This is a genomic window from Achromobacter kerstersii, from assembly GCF_902859595.1.
Classification (GTDB): domain Bacteria; phylum Pseudomonadota; class Gammaproteobacteria; order Burkholderiales; family Burkholderiaceae_B; genus Achromobacter; species Achromobacter kerstersii.
This window is the reverse complement of record NZ_CADIJQ010000001.1, coordinates 1,183,950-1,200,064: the sequence shown is the minus strand read 5'-3', so window position 1 is coordinate 1,200,064 and position 16,115 is coordinate 1,183,950. Positions and strand designations below refer to the sequence as shown.

The window sequence follows — 16,115 nt, the reverse complement described above, 5'->3', positions numbered from 1 at the left end:
TAGGAACGTCTGTTGTTCATTGGTTGAAGGTTCAAAGTTCACGGTAACCCTCGCGGGGACACATTCAAGCGCACATTTTTCTTCTAACATTGCGAAGTCAAAAACGCAGTGCAGAGGCCCTTGTGAATTTCGTTTTCCGCCGTGATGAATTGCTGGTCGAAGAAGCGTCCAGCGTGTTGCCGGATACGGCGTTGTGCGAACGCATCGGCTTGGCGCCCGCCGCCTTGCAACGTGTGTCCATGACCCCGGATTCGCCGTACCGCACCGTGCACGTCGAGCCCGGCATCGAAGCGCCCGAGGGTTACGCATTCAAGAAGCTGCGTTCCTTGTTTGGTGTGTTCGACGACGAACGCATGGCGCTGGCGGGCCGGGCGTATCAGATTTCGGAATGGGCGCGCACGCACCGCTTTTGCGGCGCTTGCGGCACGCCCACCGAACGCGTGTCGCACGAGTTCTGTCTGCGTTGCCCGTCTTGCGGTTTTTCGGCATACCCGCGCATTTCGCCTGCGATGATGGTGCTGATCCGCAAGGGCGACAGCATTCTGCTTGCCAAACACACCACCACCGCCACGGCGCGCTACACGGCGCTGGCGGGTTTCGTCGAACCCGGCGAAAGCATCGAGCAGACCGTGCACCGCGAAGTCTATGAAGAGGTCGGTCTGAAGGTCGGCAACCTTCAATACTTTGGCAGCCAGTCGTGGCCGTTCCCGCATTCGCTGATGGTGGCGTTCACCGCCGACTACGTATCGGGCGATATCCGCGTGCAGGAAGACGAAATTGCCGACGCGCGCTGGTTCGGCCCGGGCGACCCGATGCCCGACATCGCGCCGCGCATCTCGATTGCGGGCTGGCTCATCGGCGCCAACCTGCCGATGGGCTGGTCGGTGCCTTAAGCGCGCGCAAACGCCGCAAAACGCTAGGGGTATTCCCTCGAAAGAGGGCATTTCGGCCGTCTTCGACTAATTTTGTATGGATGAAGTATTCATAAATTATTAGTATTTCGCTCAGATAATTTTGGCGAAAGCGTGTCATGAGCCCTACGTTGATTGCCTCGTCCGCCCACTTGGCGGGCGGTAGCGCGCCCGATCTTTCCGAAGTTGAATTCGGGCTGATGATCGCCAGCCATGCCTTTGACCGCTGGACCGTGCGCTGCATGGCCGCGGCCGGGCTGCCCGACCTGACACCGACAGACGTGATGGTGTTTCACCACGTCTATCACCGGCAGCGCGCCAAGAAGCTGGCCGATATCTGCTTCACCCTTAACGTCGAAGACACCCACATCGTCAGCTACGCGCTGAAGAAGCTGGAGCGCCTGGGCGTGGTCAAGGGCGAACGCAGCAGCAAGGAAGTGTTCTACAGCGTCACGCCCGAAGGTGCCGCCGTGCTGAAGCGCTATGGCGACATCCGCGAGCAATGCCTCACCGCCGGCCTTGATGGGCCGGGCGGGGGCGGGCTGGATTTCAGCCGCCAGCTGGCGCACACCTTGCGCGCATTGTCCGGCCTATACGACCAGGCGGCCCGGGCGGCAACCTCTCTCTGATTCCCATTCGGGCACGGCCCCGTTTACCTGCAACTGACCGCGGCGCGACGCGTCGTGGCCGTTCGTTCTCAAGGACTACGCATGAAGAAGTGGCAATTCTGGATTGATCGTGGGGGTACCTTTACCGACATCGTGGCGCGCCGCCCCGATGGCACGACGACGACGGCGAAGATGCTGTCCGAGAATCCCGAGCAGTACCGTGACGCAGCGGTTGCCGGCATCCGCAAGCTGCTGGGCGTGGCGCCGGGCGAGCCCGTACCTGCCGACCTGGTCGAATGCGTGAAGATGGGCACGACGGTTGCCACCAACGCCTTGCTGGAACGCAAAGGCGAGCGCACGTTGCTGGTGACGACGCGTGGCTTTCGCGACGGCCTGCGCATTGCGTATCAGAACCGGCCGCGCCTGTTCGACCGCAACGTCATGCTGCCCGAAATGCTCTACGAGTCGGTCGTTGAAGCCGATGAGCGGGTGGCGGCCGATGGCGAAGTCATCCGCGACCTGGACGAAGCGGGCCTGCGCGCCGGCATGCAGTCGGCCTATGACAGCGGCATCCGCGCGGTTGCCATTGTGTTCATGCACGCCTGGCACGCCACGGCGCACGAACAGCGCGCCGCCCGCATCGCACGCGAAGTGGGCTTCACGCAGGTGTCGGCCTCGCACGAGGTCAGCCCCCTGATCAAATTCGTGTCGCGTGGCGACACGACGGTGGTCGACGCGTACCTGTCGCCCATTCTGAAGCGCTATGTGGACCAGGTGGCGGGCGAATTGCCGGGTATCCGCCTGATGTTCATGCAATCCAGCGGCGGCTTGACCGACGCGCATCGCTTCCGCGGCAAGGATGCCATTCTGTCTGGCCCGGCCGGCGGTATCGTCGGCATGGTGCGGACCAGCGAAATCGCCGGGTTCCCGAAGGTAATCGGCTTTGACATGGGCGGCACGTCTACCGACGTATCGCACTACGCGGGCGAATTCGAACGCGAATTCGAAACGCAAGTCGCAGGCGTGCGCATGCGCGCACCGATGATGAGCATTCACACGGTGGCGGCGGGCGGCGGGTCGATCCTGCATTTTGACGGCGCACGCTTGCGCGTCGGCCCCGATTCGGCGGGCGCCAACCCTGGCCCCGCCTGCTATCGCCGTGGCGGCCCGCTCGCCGTGACCGACTGCAACGTGCTGTTGGGCAAGATCCAGCCCGACTTCTTCCCGAAGGTGTTTGGCCCCGACGCCAATGAAGCGCTGGACCGTGATGCCGTCGTGGAACGCTTCTCGGCCATGGCCGACGAAGTGCGCGCCGCCACCGGCCGCGAGATGACGTCGGAACAACTGGCCGAAGGCTTTCTGGAAATCGCCGTGGGCAACATGGCCGAGGCCATCAAGCGCATCTCGGTGCAGCGCGGCCACGACGTCACTGAATATGCGCTGACCGTGTTCGGCGGCGCGGGCGGGCAGCACGCCTGCCTGGTGGCCGACGCCTTGGGCATGACCACCGTCTTCGCGCATCCGCTGGGCGGCGTGTTGTCGGCTTATGGCATGGGCTTGGCGGACCAGACGGACATGCGTCAGAAGACCGTTGAAAAGGTGCTGGACGCCGACTTGATGGGCGTGTTGCAAGACGAACTGGACACGCTCGCCGGCCAGGCCGTGGGCGAATTGCGCCGTCAGCACGTGCCCGAAGCCGACATCAGCGTGCAGCGCCGTCTGCATCTGAAGTATCGCGGCACGGACACGGCGCTGGAAGTGGCGTTTTCCGATCTGGATCAGGCGCGCCGCGACTTCGAATCCGCCTATCGCCAGCGCTATTCGTTCCTGATGCCCAACCGCGAACTGGTGGTGGAAACCATTTCGGTGGAAGCCACGGGTGGCGGCGAGCGCGTGAGCGAAGCCAGCGTCTCGCGCACCCGCGAGGGCGCCTTGGCGCCGCGCCGCGTGGTCAGCATGTACAGCGCGGGCGAGTGGCGCGACACGCCCTTGTATGTGCGCGAAGACATGGCGGGCGGTGACGTGGTGGCAGGCCCCGCCATCATTTCCGAGCCCAACCAGACGACCGTGGTTGAACCCGGCTGGCAGGCGGAATTGACGCAGCAGGATCACTTTGTGATCCGCCGCGTGGAAGAGCGTGCCGAACGCCGTGTGGTCGGGACGCAGGCGGACCCCGTCATGCTCGAGGTGTTCAACAACCTCTTCATGTCGATCGCTGAACAGATGGGCTACCGCCTGCAAAACACGGCGTACTCGGTCAACATCAAGGAACGCCTGGATTTCTCGTGCGCCATCTTTGATGCCCAGGCCCGCCTGATCGCCAACGCGCCGCACATGCCGGTGCACTTGGGGTCGATGGGCGAATCGGTGCGCACGGTCATGAACGCCAACGCCGGCCGCATGATGCCGGGCGACGCGTACGTGGTGAACGACCCGTATCACGGCGGCACGCACTTGCCTGACGTCACCGTCATCACGCCGGTGTTCGACCATGCCGGACGCGAGATCCTGTTCTATGTGGGCTCGCGCGGCCATCACGCCGATATCGGCGGCACCACACCGGGCTCCATGCCGCCGGATTCCAAGACGGTGGAAGACGAAGGCGTGCTGTTCACCAACTTCCAGCTGGTGAAGAACGGCGAATTCCGTGACCAGGCCGCGCGTGACATTCTGGGTTCGGGCCGCTGGCCCGCGCGCAATCCGGATCAGAACATTGCCGACATGCATGCGCAGATCGCCGCCAACGAAAAGGGCGTGCAAGAGCTGTTGCGCATGTGCGACCACTTTGGTCTGGATGTGGTGCGCGCCTACATGGGACACGTGCAAGACAACGCCGAAGAGGCCGTGCGCCGCGTCATCTCGGTGCTGAAAGACGGCAGCTACGAGTACCCGCTGGACAACGGCGCGGTGATTCGTGTGGCGGTAACCGTGGATACGCAGGCGCGCAGCGCGGTGGTGGACTTCACCGGCACGTCGGCGCAGCTGGACAACAACTTCAACGCACCCGGCGCCATCGCCGTGGCGGCGGTGTTGTATGTGTTCCGCACGATGGTCAATGACGACATCCCGCTGAACGATGGTTGCCTGGTGCCGCTGTCCATCATCGTGCCGGAAGGCTCGATGCTGCGCCCGAACCCGCCGGCCTCGGTGGTGGCGGGCAACGTGGAAACGTCCATGTGCATCGTCAACGCGCTGTATGGCGCGCTGGGCGTGCTGGCGGCCAGCCAGGGCACGATGAACAACTTCACGTTCGGCAACGCGCGCCACCAGTACTACGAAACCATCTCGGGCGGTACGGGCGCAGGCCCGGTGCGCATCGACGCGGCAGGCCCGCATGACGAAGGTTTCGCTGGCACGTCGGTGGTGCAAGCCCACATGACGAATTCGCGCCTGACGGACCCCGAAGTGCTGGAGTTCCGTTTCCCGGTGCGCCTGGAATCCTACGAGATCCGCAAGGGCTCGGGCGGCGCCGGCCGGTATCCGGGCGGCGAGGGCGGTGTGCGCCGCATTCGCTTCCTGGAAGACATGACGGCCGCCATCCTGTCCAACAACCGCCGCTTCGCACCGTTCGGTTTGGCGGGCGGGCAACCCGGCGCGATGGGCCGCAACACGATCGAACGCGTTGACGGCACGGTCCAGGAGCTGGGTCCGCAAGATAGCGCCCAACTGCATCCGGGCGACATCTTCGTGATCGAAACCCCGGGCGGCGGCGGCTACGGCGCGGCGTAATCCGCGCAGTCGCTTGCGGTCATCATCCAAAAGGCCCGTCTGATCAGGCGGGCCTTTTCAATCCGGGTCCGACATCACATCCAGCGCGATATCGGCCATGGTCTTGCGGTCATATACCCGCAAGGTCACTTCCTCATCCCGAATCTCGAACACCGCCGTCGCCAGCGTGTTTTCGCCGTCGGGGTCCTTCTCGTCCGTACGCAAGATGGGCAACGCGCCCAACTTATCGTGCAGCGCCGCCAGCAAATCGCTGCTTCCCGTTTCGGGCGACCACCCGTCTACGATCCCTTCGATCCGGTTCTGCCGCTCACGCGACGATTCGGTGATGATCTGCGCTTGCCCCCGGGTCTTGCCATGCACCATGTGGTTCGCATGCCCATACCGCGTGCCGATTTCCAGCACCGACACACTGCCGGGCGTGACTTCAGCGCTGATCAATCGGGGCTCTGTCGCGCTGCCCAAGGTGTGATGAAACCCCCCTGAATGTGGCAGATCCTGCAATAGCGAAATCGCCTGATCCAGCGTCGTGCAGTCCAACACCGCGCGCGCCAAAAACATACGCGGCACGCCGGGATGGCGTTGCCGCGTGCGCAGGTTGTTGATGGTTTGAACGAGACCGGCGCGGTTGGCGCCGAACGTATGGCCGGGTAATGAGCCCGGGTAATAGAAGCTGAGATAGCCGGGTCCGTCTTCCAGCGCCACGTCCACCAGGTGGCAGCGGCCATACAGATACGGGTCGCCGTCTTCGTTGTGGCCAATCCAGCGGGAGCCATCCGCCGCTTTCAATGCCACGGTGGTGCAGCCGTCTGTGGTGCTGTGCAGCAAGTCGCCCCGGCAATTCCACAGCAGCACGTCTTCGATCGGCATGCGTAAGCCGTCGGCCAGCCCTTCGAGTTCTTCCCAGATCTCTGGCAGCGCGGCTTGCGCCTGCTGGCCCAGTTCGGCCACATAAGGGTGGCCGCGCCAGCGGCGCAACGCATCCCACGTGCTGCTTTGATTCAAATACACCGACATCAGCGGCCGCGCCAACTTGCCCAGCGCCTGACCCACCTGACGCCGGTTTCCGGCAATGCGTACATATTTGTAGGGCATGGGGATTCTCCGGGGTGTCATGGGGATTGTAATTTTTCTAAGCTCTGCCGGGTGGGGACGGATGCAGTAAGATCGCCAGTAAGTTGCACCGGAGACCCCGGCGCAACCCAGGAATCATGCCCCTACAACAACCCCGGGGTGCCGGACGGTCCCCAAGAGGAGAGTTTCATGATCAAACGTAAAGTCGCCGCCGCCTTGGTCGGCCTGTCCGTGGCCATGTTTGGCGCCGCCTCCGGCGCCCAGGCCCAAGGCAAGGAATTGGTGGTGGCCACCGATACCGCTTTCGTGCCGTTCGAATTCAAGCAGGGTAATACCTATGTGGGGTTCGACATTGATCTCTGGGCAGCGGTCGCCAAGGAACTCAACCTGAAGTACAAGCTTCAGCCGATGGACTTCAACGGCATCATCCCCGGCCTGCAAACGAAGAACATCGACGCCGCGCTGGCGGGCATCACGATTCGCGACGACCGCAAGAAGGTCATCGACTTCTCTGACCCGTACTACGAAAGCGGGCTGGCCATTCTGGTCGGCGACAAGAACACCGACATCAAAGACGCCAAGTCGCTCTCCGGCAAGACGGTCGCCGTCAAGACCGGCACCGCCACGGTCGACTTCCTGAAGGCCCAGGTGCCGGACGCCAAGCTCAAGCTGTTCCCGAACATCGACAACGCCTACCTTGAACTGGCCACCGGCCGCGTCGATGCCGCCGTGCACGACACGCCCAACGTCCAGTACTACGCCAATACGGCGGGCAAGGGCCGCGTGAAGGTGGTGGGCTCGGTCAAGAGCGGCGACTTCTACGGCATCGCTTTCCCCAAGGGCAGCGAACTCGTTCCGCAAGTGAACAAGGCGCTGGCCACCCTGAAGGCCAACGGCCAGTACGACGCCATCTACGAAAAGTGGTTCGGCAAGAAGCCGTAAGCTGACGGATTCTGCTGTGCATTCGGGGCCGTCCGGTGGACGGTCCCGCCATTGCAAGGCGCAATGGCGCCAGAGGGGGAATCGTGGAGTTTGACTGGACCGTTATTGAAGGCGCGTTACCCAATCTGCTTGAGGGTACGCTGATGACCATCAAGATCACGTTCTGGGGTTTGTTCGGCGGCTTTCTATTGGGGGCGCTGTCGGGCGTCACTCGCGCTTACGGGCACCCCATCTTGTCGGGCATCGCGCAGGTCTATGTGGCGATCATCCGTGGCACTCCGATCGTCGTGCAGGTGATGTTCATCTACTTCGCCTTGCCGCTCTTGGCCAACATACGCGTGGATGCGGAATGGGCCGCCATCGTTACCCTCATCATCAATTCGGGCGCCTACATTTCCGAAATCGTGCGCGGCGCGCTGCTGTCCGTGCACAAGGGCTTGAAGGAAGCCGGGCAGGCGATGGGGCTTCCCTTTCACAAGATCCTGTTCCACATCATCGGGCCGGTGGCGTTTCGCCGCATGATCCCGCCGCTGGGCAACCAGTGCATCATCAGCCTGAAAGATTCCTCGCTGTTCATCGTGATCGGCGTGGCCGAGCTGACGCGTCAGGGCCAGGAAATCATGGCCAGCAACTTTCGCGCCGTTGAAATCTGGTCCGCTGTCGCGATCATCTACCTGATCCTGACGGGGCTGATGGCGTTGAGCCTGCACCTGGTGGAAAAGAGGATGCGCATACTATGAGCATGGTTGAATTTCACAACGTCACCAAGCACTTCGGCGAGTCCATGGTGCTGAACGGCATCTCGCTGAACATCGATGCGGGCGAAGTCGTGGTGGTGGTCGGCCCCTCGGGGTCCGGCAAATCCACCTTCCTGCGTTGCATCAACGTGCTGGAAACCATCAATGATGGCGACTTGCTGGTCGACGGCCTGAGCGTCAAGGGCGATGCCGCGCAAGTGCGCGAGATCCGCCGTGAAGCGGGCATGGTGTTTCAGCAGTTCAACCTGTTTCCGCAGATGACCGCGCTGGAAAACGTCATGTTCGGCCCCGTGCACACGCGCGGACAAGGGCGCGACGAATCCCGCGAGCTGGCCAAGGCGCTGCTGAACAAGGTGGGCTTGGCCGAACGCATGAACCACTATCCGGCCGAACTTTCCGGCGGGCAGCAGCAGCGCGTGGCCATTGCCCGGGCGCTGGCCATCAAGCCCAAACTGATGCTGTTCGATGAACCCACGTCGGCGCTGGACCCGGAGCTGCGCCACGAAGTGCTGAAGGTGATGCGCGACCTGGCGGAAGAAGGCATGACGATGGTCGTCGTCACGCATGAAATGGAATTTGCCCGCAAGGTGGGCAGCCGCTTGATCTTTATCGATGCGGGCAAGATTGCGCACGATGGCCCGCCCGCCGAACTGCTTAGCAATCCGCCCAGCCAGCGCTTGAAGGATTTCCTGCAACACGTGAAGTGATGCGCTCGCGCACATGAAAAAGCCCTGTATCTCGATGGATACAGGGCTTTTGCCTGAGGGCCGCGACGATGCGCGTCAGGCAGGCTGCAACGCCTTCACCGCCGTTTCGATGGCCGCCAACGCCTCGGATAAGGCTTCACGGCTGGCGGCGAACGACAGGCGGAAGTAGGGCGACATGCCGAACGCCGCGCCCGGCACCACCGCCACGCCACCGCTTTCCAGCAGATACGTCGCCACGTCCACATCCGTGTGCAGCACCTTGCCGTCAGGCGTCTTTTTGCCGATCAGGGCCGAACATTCGGGATACGCATAGAACGCGCCCAGCGGCGCCTGCGCCAGCGTCAGCCCGTTGATACGGCGCAGCCCCGCAACGGTCAGTTCGCCGCGCGCCTGATATTCTGCACGGCTGGTGGTGACGAAGTCCTGCGGGCCGTCCAGCGCCTGGATGGCCGCGGCTTGCGACACGCCGCTGGCGCTGGTGGTGCTTTGCGACTCCAGCTTGTTCAACGCCGCGATCAGCCCGCGCGGCCCGGCCGCATAGCCTAAACGCCAGCCGGTCATCGCGTAGGCTTTGGACACCCCGTTGATGATCAGCAGCCGCTCGCGCAATTGCGGGCATGCTTTTCCGAACGACACGAAGGGCGCATCGCTTAACAGCACGTGCTCATAGATCTCGTCAGAGATGATCAGCACGTCCGGGTGCGCATCCAGCACGCGGCCCAGCGCTTGCAGCTCGGCTTCGCTATACAGCGCGCCCGTCGGGTTGCACGGCGAATTCAGAATGAACCAGCGCGTGCGCGGCGTGATGGCCGCTTCCAATTGGGCGGGCGTCAGCTTGAAGCCTTGCGAAGGCGGGCAGGGCAGCACGACGGGCACGCCGCCGTGCAGGCTGACCATGTCGCTGTACGACACCCAGTACGGCGCGGGAATCACGACTTCGTCGCCGGCTTCCAAGGTGGCGAGCCAGGCGTTGAACAGCAGTTGCTTGGCGCCATTGGCCACCGTGATTTCATCCGCCGCATAGTCCAGCCCGTTTTCCCGCTTGAACTTGCGGACGATGGCGGCGCGCAGCTCCGGGCTGCCGGCAGGCACGGTATAGCGCGTCCAGCCCTGGCGCATGGCCTCGGTGGCGGCGTGCTGAATGTGGTCTGGCGTGTTGAAGTCGGGTTCGCCGACGCTTAAGTCGATGATCTTGCGGCCTTCCGCGCGTAGCGCGCGGGCCCGCGCCGACACCGCCATGCTGGGCGAGGTCGGCAGATCCCGGGTTCGTTGATTCTCATACTTCATTGGGTTGCCTCGGTGTTGAGCTGTTCGGGCGTCAAGCCGTAGTGCTTCAGCAGGCCCGCTTCGTCGATGTAGCCATTGGCCAGGTCATGGCGCAACGCATCTCGGTCCCGCTTGGCGGGCGCGCCGAAGCCGCCTCCGCCAGGAAGTTCCAGCACCAGGCGCTCGCCGGGCGGCACATGCTGCGTGCCTTTGCCGCGCAACACCGTGCCGTCGCTCAGCGACACCTTGCCCGGTTCGCCTGACAAGCCGCCGGCGCGGCCGCGTGCGGGGTTGCCGATGCGGTCGAACATGGCGTTGAAGCGGAAGACGTAGCCTTCGCGTGGGCCCAATTCCATCACCTGGCCCAAGCCGCCGCGGTATTGGCCGGCGCCGCTGGAGTGTTCACGCAGTTCCTTGCGCCAGACGACAATCGGGCCGGTCTGTTCGGTGGCTTCGGCCGACATGGCGTGCACGCCGCTGGGAAACGCGGTGGACGACAGGCCGTCCAGCGTCGGGCGTGCGCCCGTGCCGCCGCTGTTGAACATCAGGATTTCGGCGGGAGGCAAACCAGAATCGGCTTGTGCGGGGCGCGCACTGACGTGCAGGTTCCACAGCGCGCCCGAGCCCTCGGCGGGTATGCGTTCCGGCAGGAAGTGGTGCAGGGCGCCCAGTACCAGATCGGGCACAAAGTGGCCCAGCACGTGGCGCACGGCGACCGGGCTGGGGCGCTGCGCATTCAAGATGCAACCTTCGGGGGCGGCCACCGAGAACGGCGCGAGCGATGCGGTGTTGTTGGGCACCTCGGGGGCAATCACGCATTTCAAGCCGTAGCACGCGTAGGCCTTGGCGTAGGCCAGCGGCACGTTGATGCCATACGTGCTGGCGGGCGACGTGCCGGCAAAATCAGCCAGCAGGCCGTCGCTGCCTACCTCCAGTTCCACCTTCAACGTCACCGGCTGGTCGTAGCCGTCCAAGGTCATTTCGTTTTTGTACTTGCCGCGCGGCAGCGCCGCGATGCGTTCCAGTGTGGCGGCCAGACTGCGTTCCAGGATGAAGCCGCCGATGCCTTCCAGATCGCTCAGCTCGAACTCGTCCATCATCTCCATCAGGCGGCGATGGCCGGTGTCGTTGCACGCGGCCAGGGCGTACAGGTCGCCCACCACCTTGTCGGATTCGCGCACGTTGTTGCGCAGAATGTTGACCAGATCGCGATTGATGTCGCCACGCACGGCGAACTTCATGATCGGCACGCAAATGCCTTCCTCGTAGACTTCGCGCGCATCCGGGCCGAAGCCGCGTCCGCCCACGTCGACCACGTGCGCCGTGGCGGCGAAGTAGCCAATCAGCTGTCCGTCACGAAACGACGGCGTGACGACGGTGAAGTCGTGCAGGTGGCCTGTGCCTTTCCAGGGGTCGTTGGTCAGGTAGACGTCGCCTTCGAAGATGTTCTCCGGGCCGATGTCGGCAATGAAGGTGGGCACGGCGTCGGCCATCGTGTTGACGTGGCCCGGCGTGCCAGTGACGGCCTGGGCCAGCATGCGCCCCTGTTGGTCGAAAATGCCCGCGGACAAGTCACCCGCTTCGCGCACGCTGGTGCTGAATGCGGTGCGGATCAGCGCCAGGGCTTGTTCTTCCACGACCGAGATCAGGCGGTTCCACATGACTTGCATGTGGATGTTCTTCAGGTTGTCGGTGCTCATGGCCGGCTCCTTAAGCGGTGGCGGCGGCGCGCTTGCTCGACACGAGCAGGCAGCCGTCGGCTTGGACGATGGCTTCGAAAGACGACGTGATCAGCGTGGACGTTTCACGTTCCACCACAATCGCCGGCCCCGCGATACGCGCGCCGGCCGCCAGGCCTTCGCGCTCGACGATGGCCGCATCGACCATTTCGCGCAGCTTCGCGTCAAAGATGCGGCGCTGCCCCACGGCGGGCGCGTCGGCATTGGCCTTGACCAGCGTCAGGCGCTGCACGGGCGGCAGCGGCGAGCTGGCTTTGACGGCCCAGCTGATGGCTTCGATATCCAGGCCGTCAATTGGGCGCCCGAAGTAGCGGGTATACGCGGCTTCGAAGTCGTCACGCAGTTGTGCCACGTCTTGCTCCGAGAACTGCGTCGTGCGCAGCATCACGGGAATTTCCCAGCCCTGGCCCACATAGCGCATATAGACCTTGGCTTCGACAACCGGCGTCTCGCGTGAATCGCCTTGCAGCGCGAAGGTCATCGCTTCGTCCTGCAATTGCGCCAGCAGGTGGTTGACGGCGGCGCAATCAAAGCGGGTCAGCCGGAAGTTGGCGCTGCGTACGCTTTCATAGCCAAACGGCGAACGCAAAAAGCCAATGGCGGAGCCCACGCCCGCGCCGGGCGGCACCAGGAAGCGGTCGATGCCGGTTTTCTCGCACAAGCGCGCTGCGTGCAGCGGGCCTGCGCCGCCAAAGGTGATCATTGTGTACTTGGAAATTTCGCGGCCGCTTTCCACGGTGTGCACGCGCGCCGCGTTGCTCATGTTCTCGTCAACGACTTCGGCAATGCCGTAGGCGCCGTCTTGCGCCGAGAGTTCAAGCGGCTGTGCGACTTCATTCAGCACCGCAGTCTGGGCGAATTCGGTGGATAGCGAGATCGACCCGCCCGCGAAATTGTCGGGGTCCAGGCGGCCGAGCAGCAGGTCGGCATCGGTGACGGTGGGCAGATTGCCGCCGCGGCGGTAGCAGGCGGGGCCGGGTTCGGACCCTGCGCTATGCGGGCCGACGCGAATTTGGCGCATGACGTCCAGCCCGGCAATCGACCCGCCGCCCGCGCCAATCTCCACCATTTCCACAACCGGAATGGAAATCGGCATGCCGCTGCCTTTCTTGAAGCGGTAGGTGCGCGCGACTTCGAACGTGTTGGCGGTCTTGGGCGTTTGCTCGTCGATCAGGCAGATCTTGGCGGTGGTGCCGCCCATGTCGAAGGACAGCACAGAATCCAGCGCGTAGCGCGCGGCAATGTGCGCCGCGAAAATCGCGCCGCCGGCGGGGCCGGATTCCACCAGCCGCACGGGAAAGCGCGATGCGCTGTCCACTGAAATGATGCCGCCGCCAGAGTGCATGATGAAGACGGGGCAATCGGCGCCGGCTTCATGAATCTTCCTCACCAGCCGGTCCAGATAGGACTGCATCAGCGGGCGCACGTAAGCGTTGGCGCAGACGGTGTTGAAGCGTTCGAATTCACGCAGCTGGGGCGAGACTTCGGACGAGATCGAAATCGACACATCCGGCAGGCGGCGGCTGAGCACCTCGCGCATGCGCTGTTCGTGCGCGTCGTTCACATAGGCGTGGATGAAACCGATGGCCACGCTGTCGTAGCCGCCGGCTTCGATTTGCTCGGCCAGTGCTTGCATGTCGGCATCCGACGGGGCGATCAGCACACCGCCCGCGGCGTCGATGCGTTCGCGCAGCGTCAGGCGGTCGCGCCTGTCGATCAGCGCCGGGGGCAGCTTGATGTCCAGGTCATATTGTTCGAAGCGGCTTTCCGAGCGCATTTCCAGCACGTCGCGAAAGCCTTCGGTCGTGATGAAGGCGGTGTGCGCGCCGCGCCGTTCGATCAGGGCGTTGGTGGCCAGCGTGGTGCCGTGGATGATGATGCCGATGTCCGACAAGGCGATGCTGGCGTCTTTGGCCACGTCGCGCAGCCCCTGGACGATGGCGCGCTCGGGCGCTTCGTAGTCCGTCAGAACTTTTGTTGAATACAGCTTGCCGGCGATTTCAAGAGCCACATCGGTGAAGGTGCCCCCGATATCGACCCCCACGCGTGCTTTCTGTTGCGGTGTTGACACTGCTTTCTCCTGGAAAAACAAGGAAATACGGCCATGGCGCCGGGTGCGAGATTCCCGGGCTGGATGGCAAGAGCAGACACTAAAGCGGCGATACGTATGATGGGGGTTGTCATACAGGTGGTCAATCAGGGATTTTCCGGCAGCCGAAAAAAAACAGCCTTGCGGCCGTTTGCAGGGGTGTCGGGTGCGGGGCTTCAGCGCTTGGCCGCCAACTGCTTGCGATAGCGCGCCACGCTTTCCCCAAGGTGCCGCGCCATGGCGGCCCGCGCGGCGCCCGGGTCGCCACGCATGATGGCGGCCATGATCACGCCGTGCTCGCGCGCGGTGCGTTTTTCGTAGTCGCGCAGCTCTTGTTCGGACTTGCCGCCGTGCTTGATCTTCAGATCCAGCATGACGTCTTTGACCGCGGATTCAAGCAGATGCGCGAAGTGGGGGTTGTTCGATGCGCGCGCAATCGCCAGATGGAAATTGAAGTCTGCCTGCACGGCAGCGGCGCGGTCGCTTTCGGCGGCATTGAACTCGTCGAAGGCCTGGACGATATCGGCCATATTGGCCGGCGTGCGGCGTTCTGCGGCCAGCCCAGCGGCTTCCACTTCAAGGCCGACCCGCACTTCCATGATGTGCAGCGCCCAGCGGCTGTCCGCCGGGGGCTGGATGTCGAAGCTGATGGGCGGGTCATGATCTTCCGTGACGAACACCCCCAGCCCGGGGCTGCTGACCACCCGGCCGCCCAAACGCAGCGACGCCATGGCTTCGCGGATAACGGTGCGGCTGACCTTGAATTCCTTGCACAGCGCCTGCTCGGAAGGCAGCCGTTGCCCGGGCCGGTAAACCTGCGTATCCAGCCGTTCGGATAGCGTCTGGATCACGACGTCAGTCAAGCGTGTGCGGGGCTTCTTGGGCGTGTTGTTCAAATCGCGGATTCCGTGTTGGATCGAGGGGCGAACCTTCCGTCTGGGTAAGGCGGATGTCTCGCATTGTAGGTGGCCCAAGGTTGTCATATGGGTGCGTGTAATCCCTATGCCTGGGTATGCCGTTCATGGTGGTGCGCCAATTCGCCATTATGCTGCTAATACGCACTATATGCGGGCTAAGTGCAGTGCATAAGTGTCTAAAACTGCACCATCTTGGAGGCCGTAATTTTGAGTTGTATGACGGCACCTGTATGAATACAATGAACTGCGAGTCGCGTTCAGCGCGCTAAACGGCAGCTTGGAAACAGTATCTTCGTCAGACCACTACAAGGGGATTTCCATGCAGTTCTTACGCAAGCTCTTGGTGACGGCGGCCTGCGCCTGCCCGATGGTTGCGGCCTCTGCCGCCACGACATGGACCATGGCTTCCGGTTATCCGGAAAGCAGTTTCTTCACGCAAAACATTCGTCAGTTCATCAAGGAAGTCGAAACCGAAAGCCAAGGCCGGCTGAAGGTGGACTTGCGCTCCAACGACACGCTGGTCAAGCACGACGCCATCAAGCGCGCCGTGCAAGCCGGGCAGATCCAGGCCGGTGAAATCCGCTTGGGCGTCTATGGCAACGAAAATCCGATGTACATCCTGGATGGCTTGCCGAACATTTCCGCGAACTACGAAGAAGCCGCGTTGCTGACTGAAGCGCAGAAGCCGTACTTCGACAAGCTGCTGGGCAAGAACGGCTTGCGCGCCATCACCTATGTGGCGTGGCCAGGGCAGGGCTTCTTCACCAAGACGCCCGTTTCCGCACCTGCCGATTTCAAGGGCAAGAAGCTGCGCATCTATTCGCAGCCGACGCAGAAGATGGGCCAGATGCTGGGCTTCCAGGCGACCATTTTGCCCTTTGCCGAAGTGGCGCAAGCGTTTGCTACCGGCTTGATCGACTCGCTGTTCACCAGCGCGCAAACCGGTATCGACACCCAGGTGTGGGACAACTGCAAGTACTTCATGTACACGGGCACGCTGCACAACAAGAACGTCGTCATCATCAACGAACGGGCGTTCCGTGCGTTGGAGCCAGATGTGCAGAAGATCGTTCTGGCGGCTGGCGAACGCGCCACCAAGCGCGGCTTTGAAATGAGCCGCAAGGCGGGCGAAGACACCGTCGAGACGTTGCGCAAGAACGGCATCACCGTGACCCAGGCCGGCCCGGAAGTGCAGAAGGCCTTGGCCGACGTGGGCCAGGCCATGGTCGCCGATTGGCGCAAGAGCGCCAGCCCCGACGAGCAGAAGGTGTTGGACAACTATCTGGCGGCCAAGGCTGCCCAGGCGCCAGCCAAGACGGCCGCCAACTAGCGGCTGGCGGGGCCGCGCGCCCCGCCTTTTCTGCATCTTCGGGAGCGG

General features: G+C 63.3%; 12 protein-coding genes. 7 read left to right on the top strand and 5 right to left on the bottom strand.

Going from position 1 to position 16,115, the window contains the following annotated elements:
- The first annotated feature begins 122 nt into the window (after nt 1-122).
- From nudC to HV765_RS05200, 3 genes are all read left to right on the top strand, one after another.
- On the top strand, nt 123-893 hold the full coding sequence (nudC, locus tag HV765_RS05210) for an NAD(+) diphosphatase (RefSeq protein ID WP_054421846.1): 771 nt from the start codon (nt 123-125) through the stop codon (nt 891-893).
- Between the two features lie 137 nt (nt 894-1,030).
- A complete protein-coding gene (locus HV765_RS05205; RefSeq protein WP_054421848.1) occupies nt 1,031-1,540 on the top strand; it encodes a winged helix DNA-binding protein in 510 nt (169 codons plus the stop codon).
- Nucleotides 1,541-1,621: 81 nt separating this feature from the next.
- Nucleotides 1,622-5,248: a hydantoinase B/oxoprolinase family protein gene (locus HV765_RS05200; RefSeq protein WP_175169026.1), complete on the top strand. Its 3,627-nt coding sequence runs from the start codon at nt 1,622-1,624 to the stop codon at nt 5,246-5,248.
- A 57-nt stretch (nt 5,249-5,305) separates the two neighbouring features.
- Here the strand turns inward: HV765_RS05200 and HV765_RS05195 are convergent, their stop codons facing one another.
- Nucleotides 5,306-6,340, bottom strand: a complete 1,035-nt coding sequence (locus HV765_RS05195) for a C45 family autoproteolytic acyltransferase/hydrolase (protein WP_175169025.1) — start codon at nt 6,338-6,340, stop codon at nt 5,306-5,308.
- Between the two features lie 168 nt (nt 6,341-6,508).
- On the opposite strand from HV765_RS05195, the gene glnH reads away from it, so the two are divergent.
- The 3 genes from glnH (at nt 6,509) to glnQ (ending at nt 8,726) form a co-directional block, all read left to right on the top strand.
- Nucleotides 6,509-7,261, top strand: coding sequence for a glutamine ABC transporter substrate-binding protein GlnH (gene glnH / locus HV765_RS05190; RefSeq protein WP_054421854.1), 753 nt, complete (start codon nt 6,509-6,511; stop codon nt 7,259-7,261).
- An 83-nt stretch (nt 7,262-7,344) separates the two neighbouring features.
- A complete protein-coding gene (gene glnP, locus HV765_RS05185) occupies nt 7,345-8,001 on the top strand; it encodes a glutamine ABC transporter permease GlnP (RefSeq protein ID WP_054421856.1) in 657 nt (218 codons plus the stop codon).
- Nucleotides 7,998-8,726 carry a glutamine ABC transporter ATP-binding protein GlnQ gene (gene glnQ, locus HV765_RS05180; protein WP_082386948.1) on the top strand — a complete coding sequence of 243 codons (729 nt, stop codon included), beginning with the start codon at nt 7,998-8,000 and terminating at the stop codon, nt 8,724-8,726. Before glnP ends, glnQ begins: the two co-directional genes overlap by 4 nt.
- Before the next feature lie 75 nt (nt 8,727-8,801).
- Here glnQ and HV765_RS05175 read toward each other — a convergent pair whose 3' ends face one another.
- The 4 genes from HV765_RS05175 to HV765_RS05160 all read right to left on the bottom strand — a co-directional run bounded on the left by HV765_RS05175 (nt 8,802) and on the right by HV765_RS05160 (nt 14,716).
- Nucleotides 8,802-10,013 (bottom strand): aminotransferase class I/II-fold pyridoxal phosphate-dependent enzyme, encoded by a 1,212-nt coding sequence (locus HV765_RS05175; protein ID WP_175169024.1) that lies wholly within the window; start codon nt 10,011-10,013, stop codon nt 8,802-8,804.
- The gene (locus HV765_RS05170; RefSeq protein ID WP_054421860.1) at nt 10,010-11,692 is read right to left on the bottom strand and encodes a hydantoinase B/oxoprolinase family protein; all 1,683 of its coding nucleotides are present in this window, start codon (nt 11,690-11,692) and stop codon (nt 10,010-10,012) included. The genes HV765_RS05175 and HV765_RS05170 overlap by 4 nt, the downstream gene beginning before the upstream one ends.
- A gap of 10 nt (nt 11,693-11,702) precedes the next feature.
- Entirely contained in the window at nt 11,703-13,802 is a 2,100-nt protein-coding gene (locus HV765_RS05165) for a hydantoinase/oxoprolinase family protein (protein ID WP_175169023.1), read from the bottom strand.
- 194 nt (nt 13,803-13,996) lie between these two features.
- Complete coding sequence (locus tag HV765_RS05160; protein ID WP_054421862.1) at nt 13,997-14,716, bottom strand: FadR/GntR family transcriptional regulator; 720 nt, start codon at nt 14,714-14,716, stop codon at nt 13,997-13,999.
- 340 nt (nt 14,717-15,056) lie between these two features.
- Here HV765_RS05160 and HV765_RS05155 point away from each other — a divergent pair, with 340 nt between their 5' ends.
- Entirely contained in the window at nt 15,057-16,067 is a 1,011-nt protein-coding gene (locus tag HV765_RS05155) for a TRAP transporter substrate-binding protein (protein WP_175169022.1), read from the top strand.
- Nucleotides 16,068-16,115 lie beyond the last annotated feature (48 nt).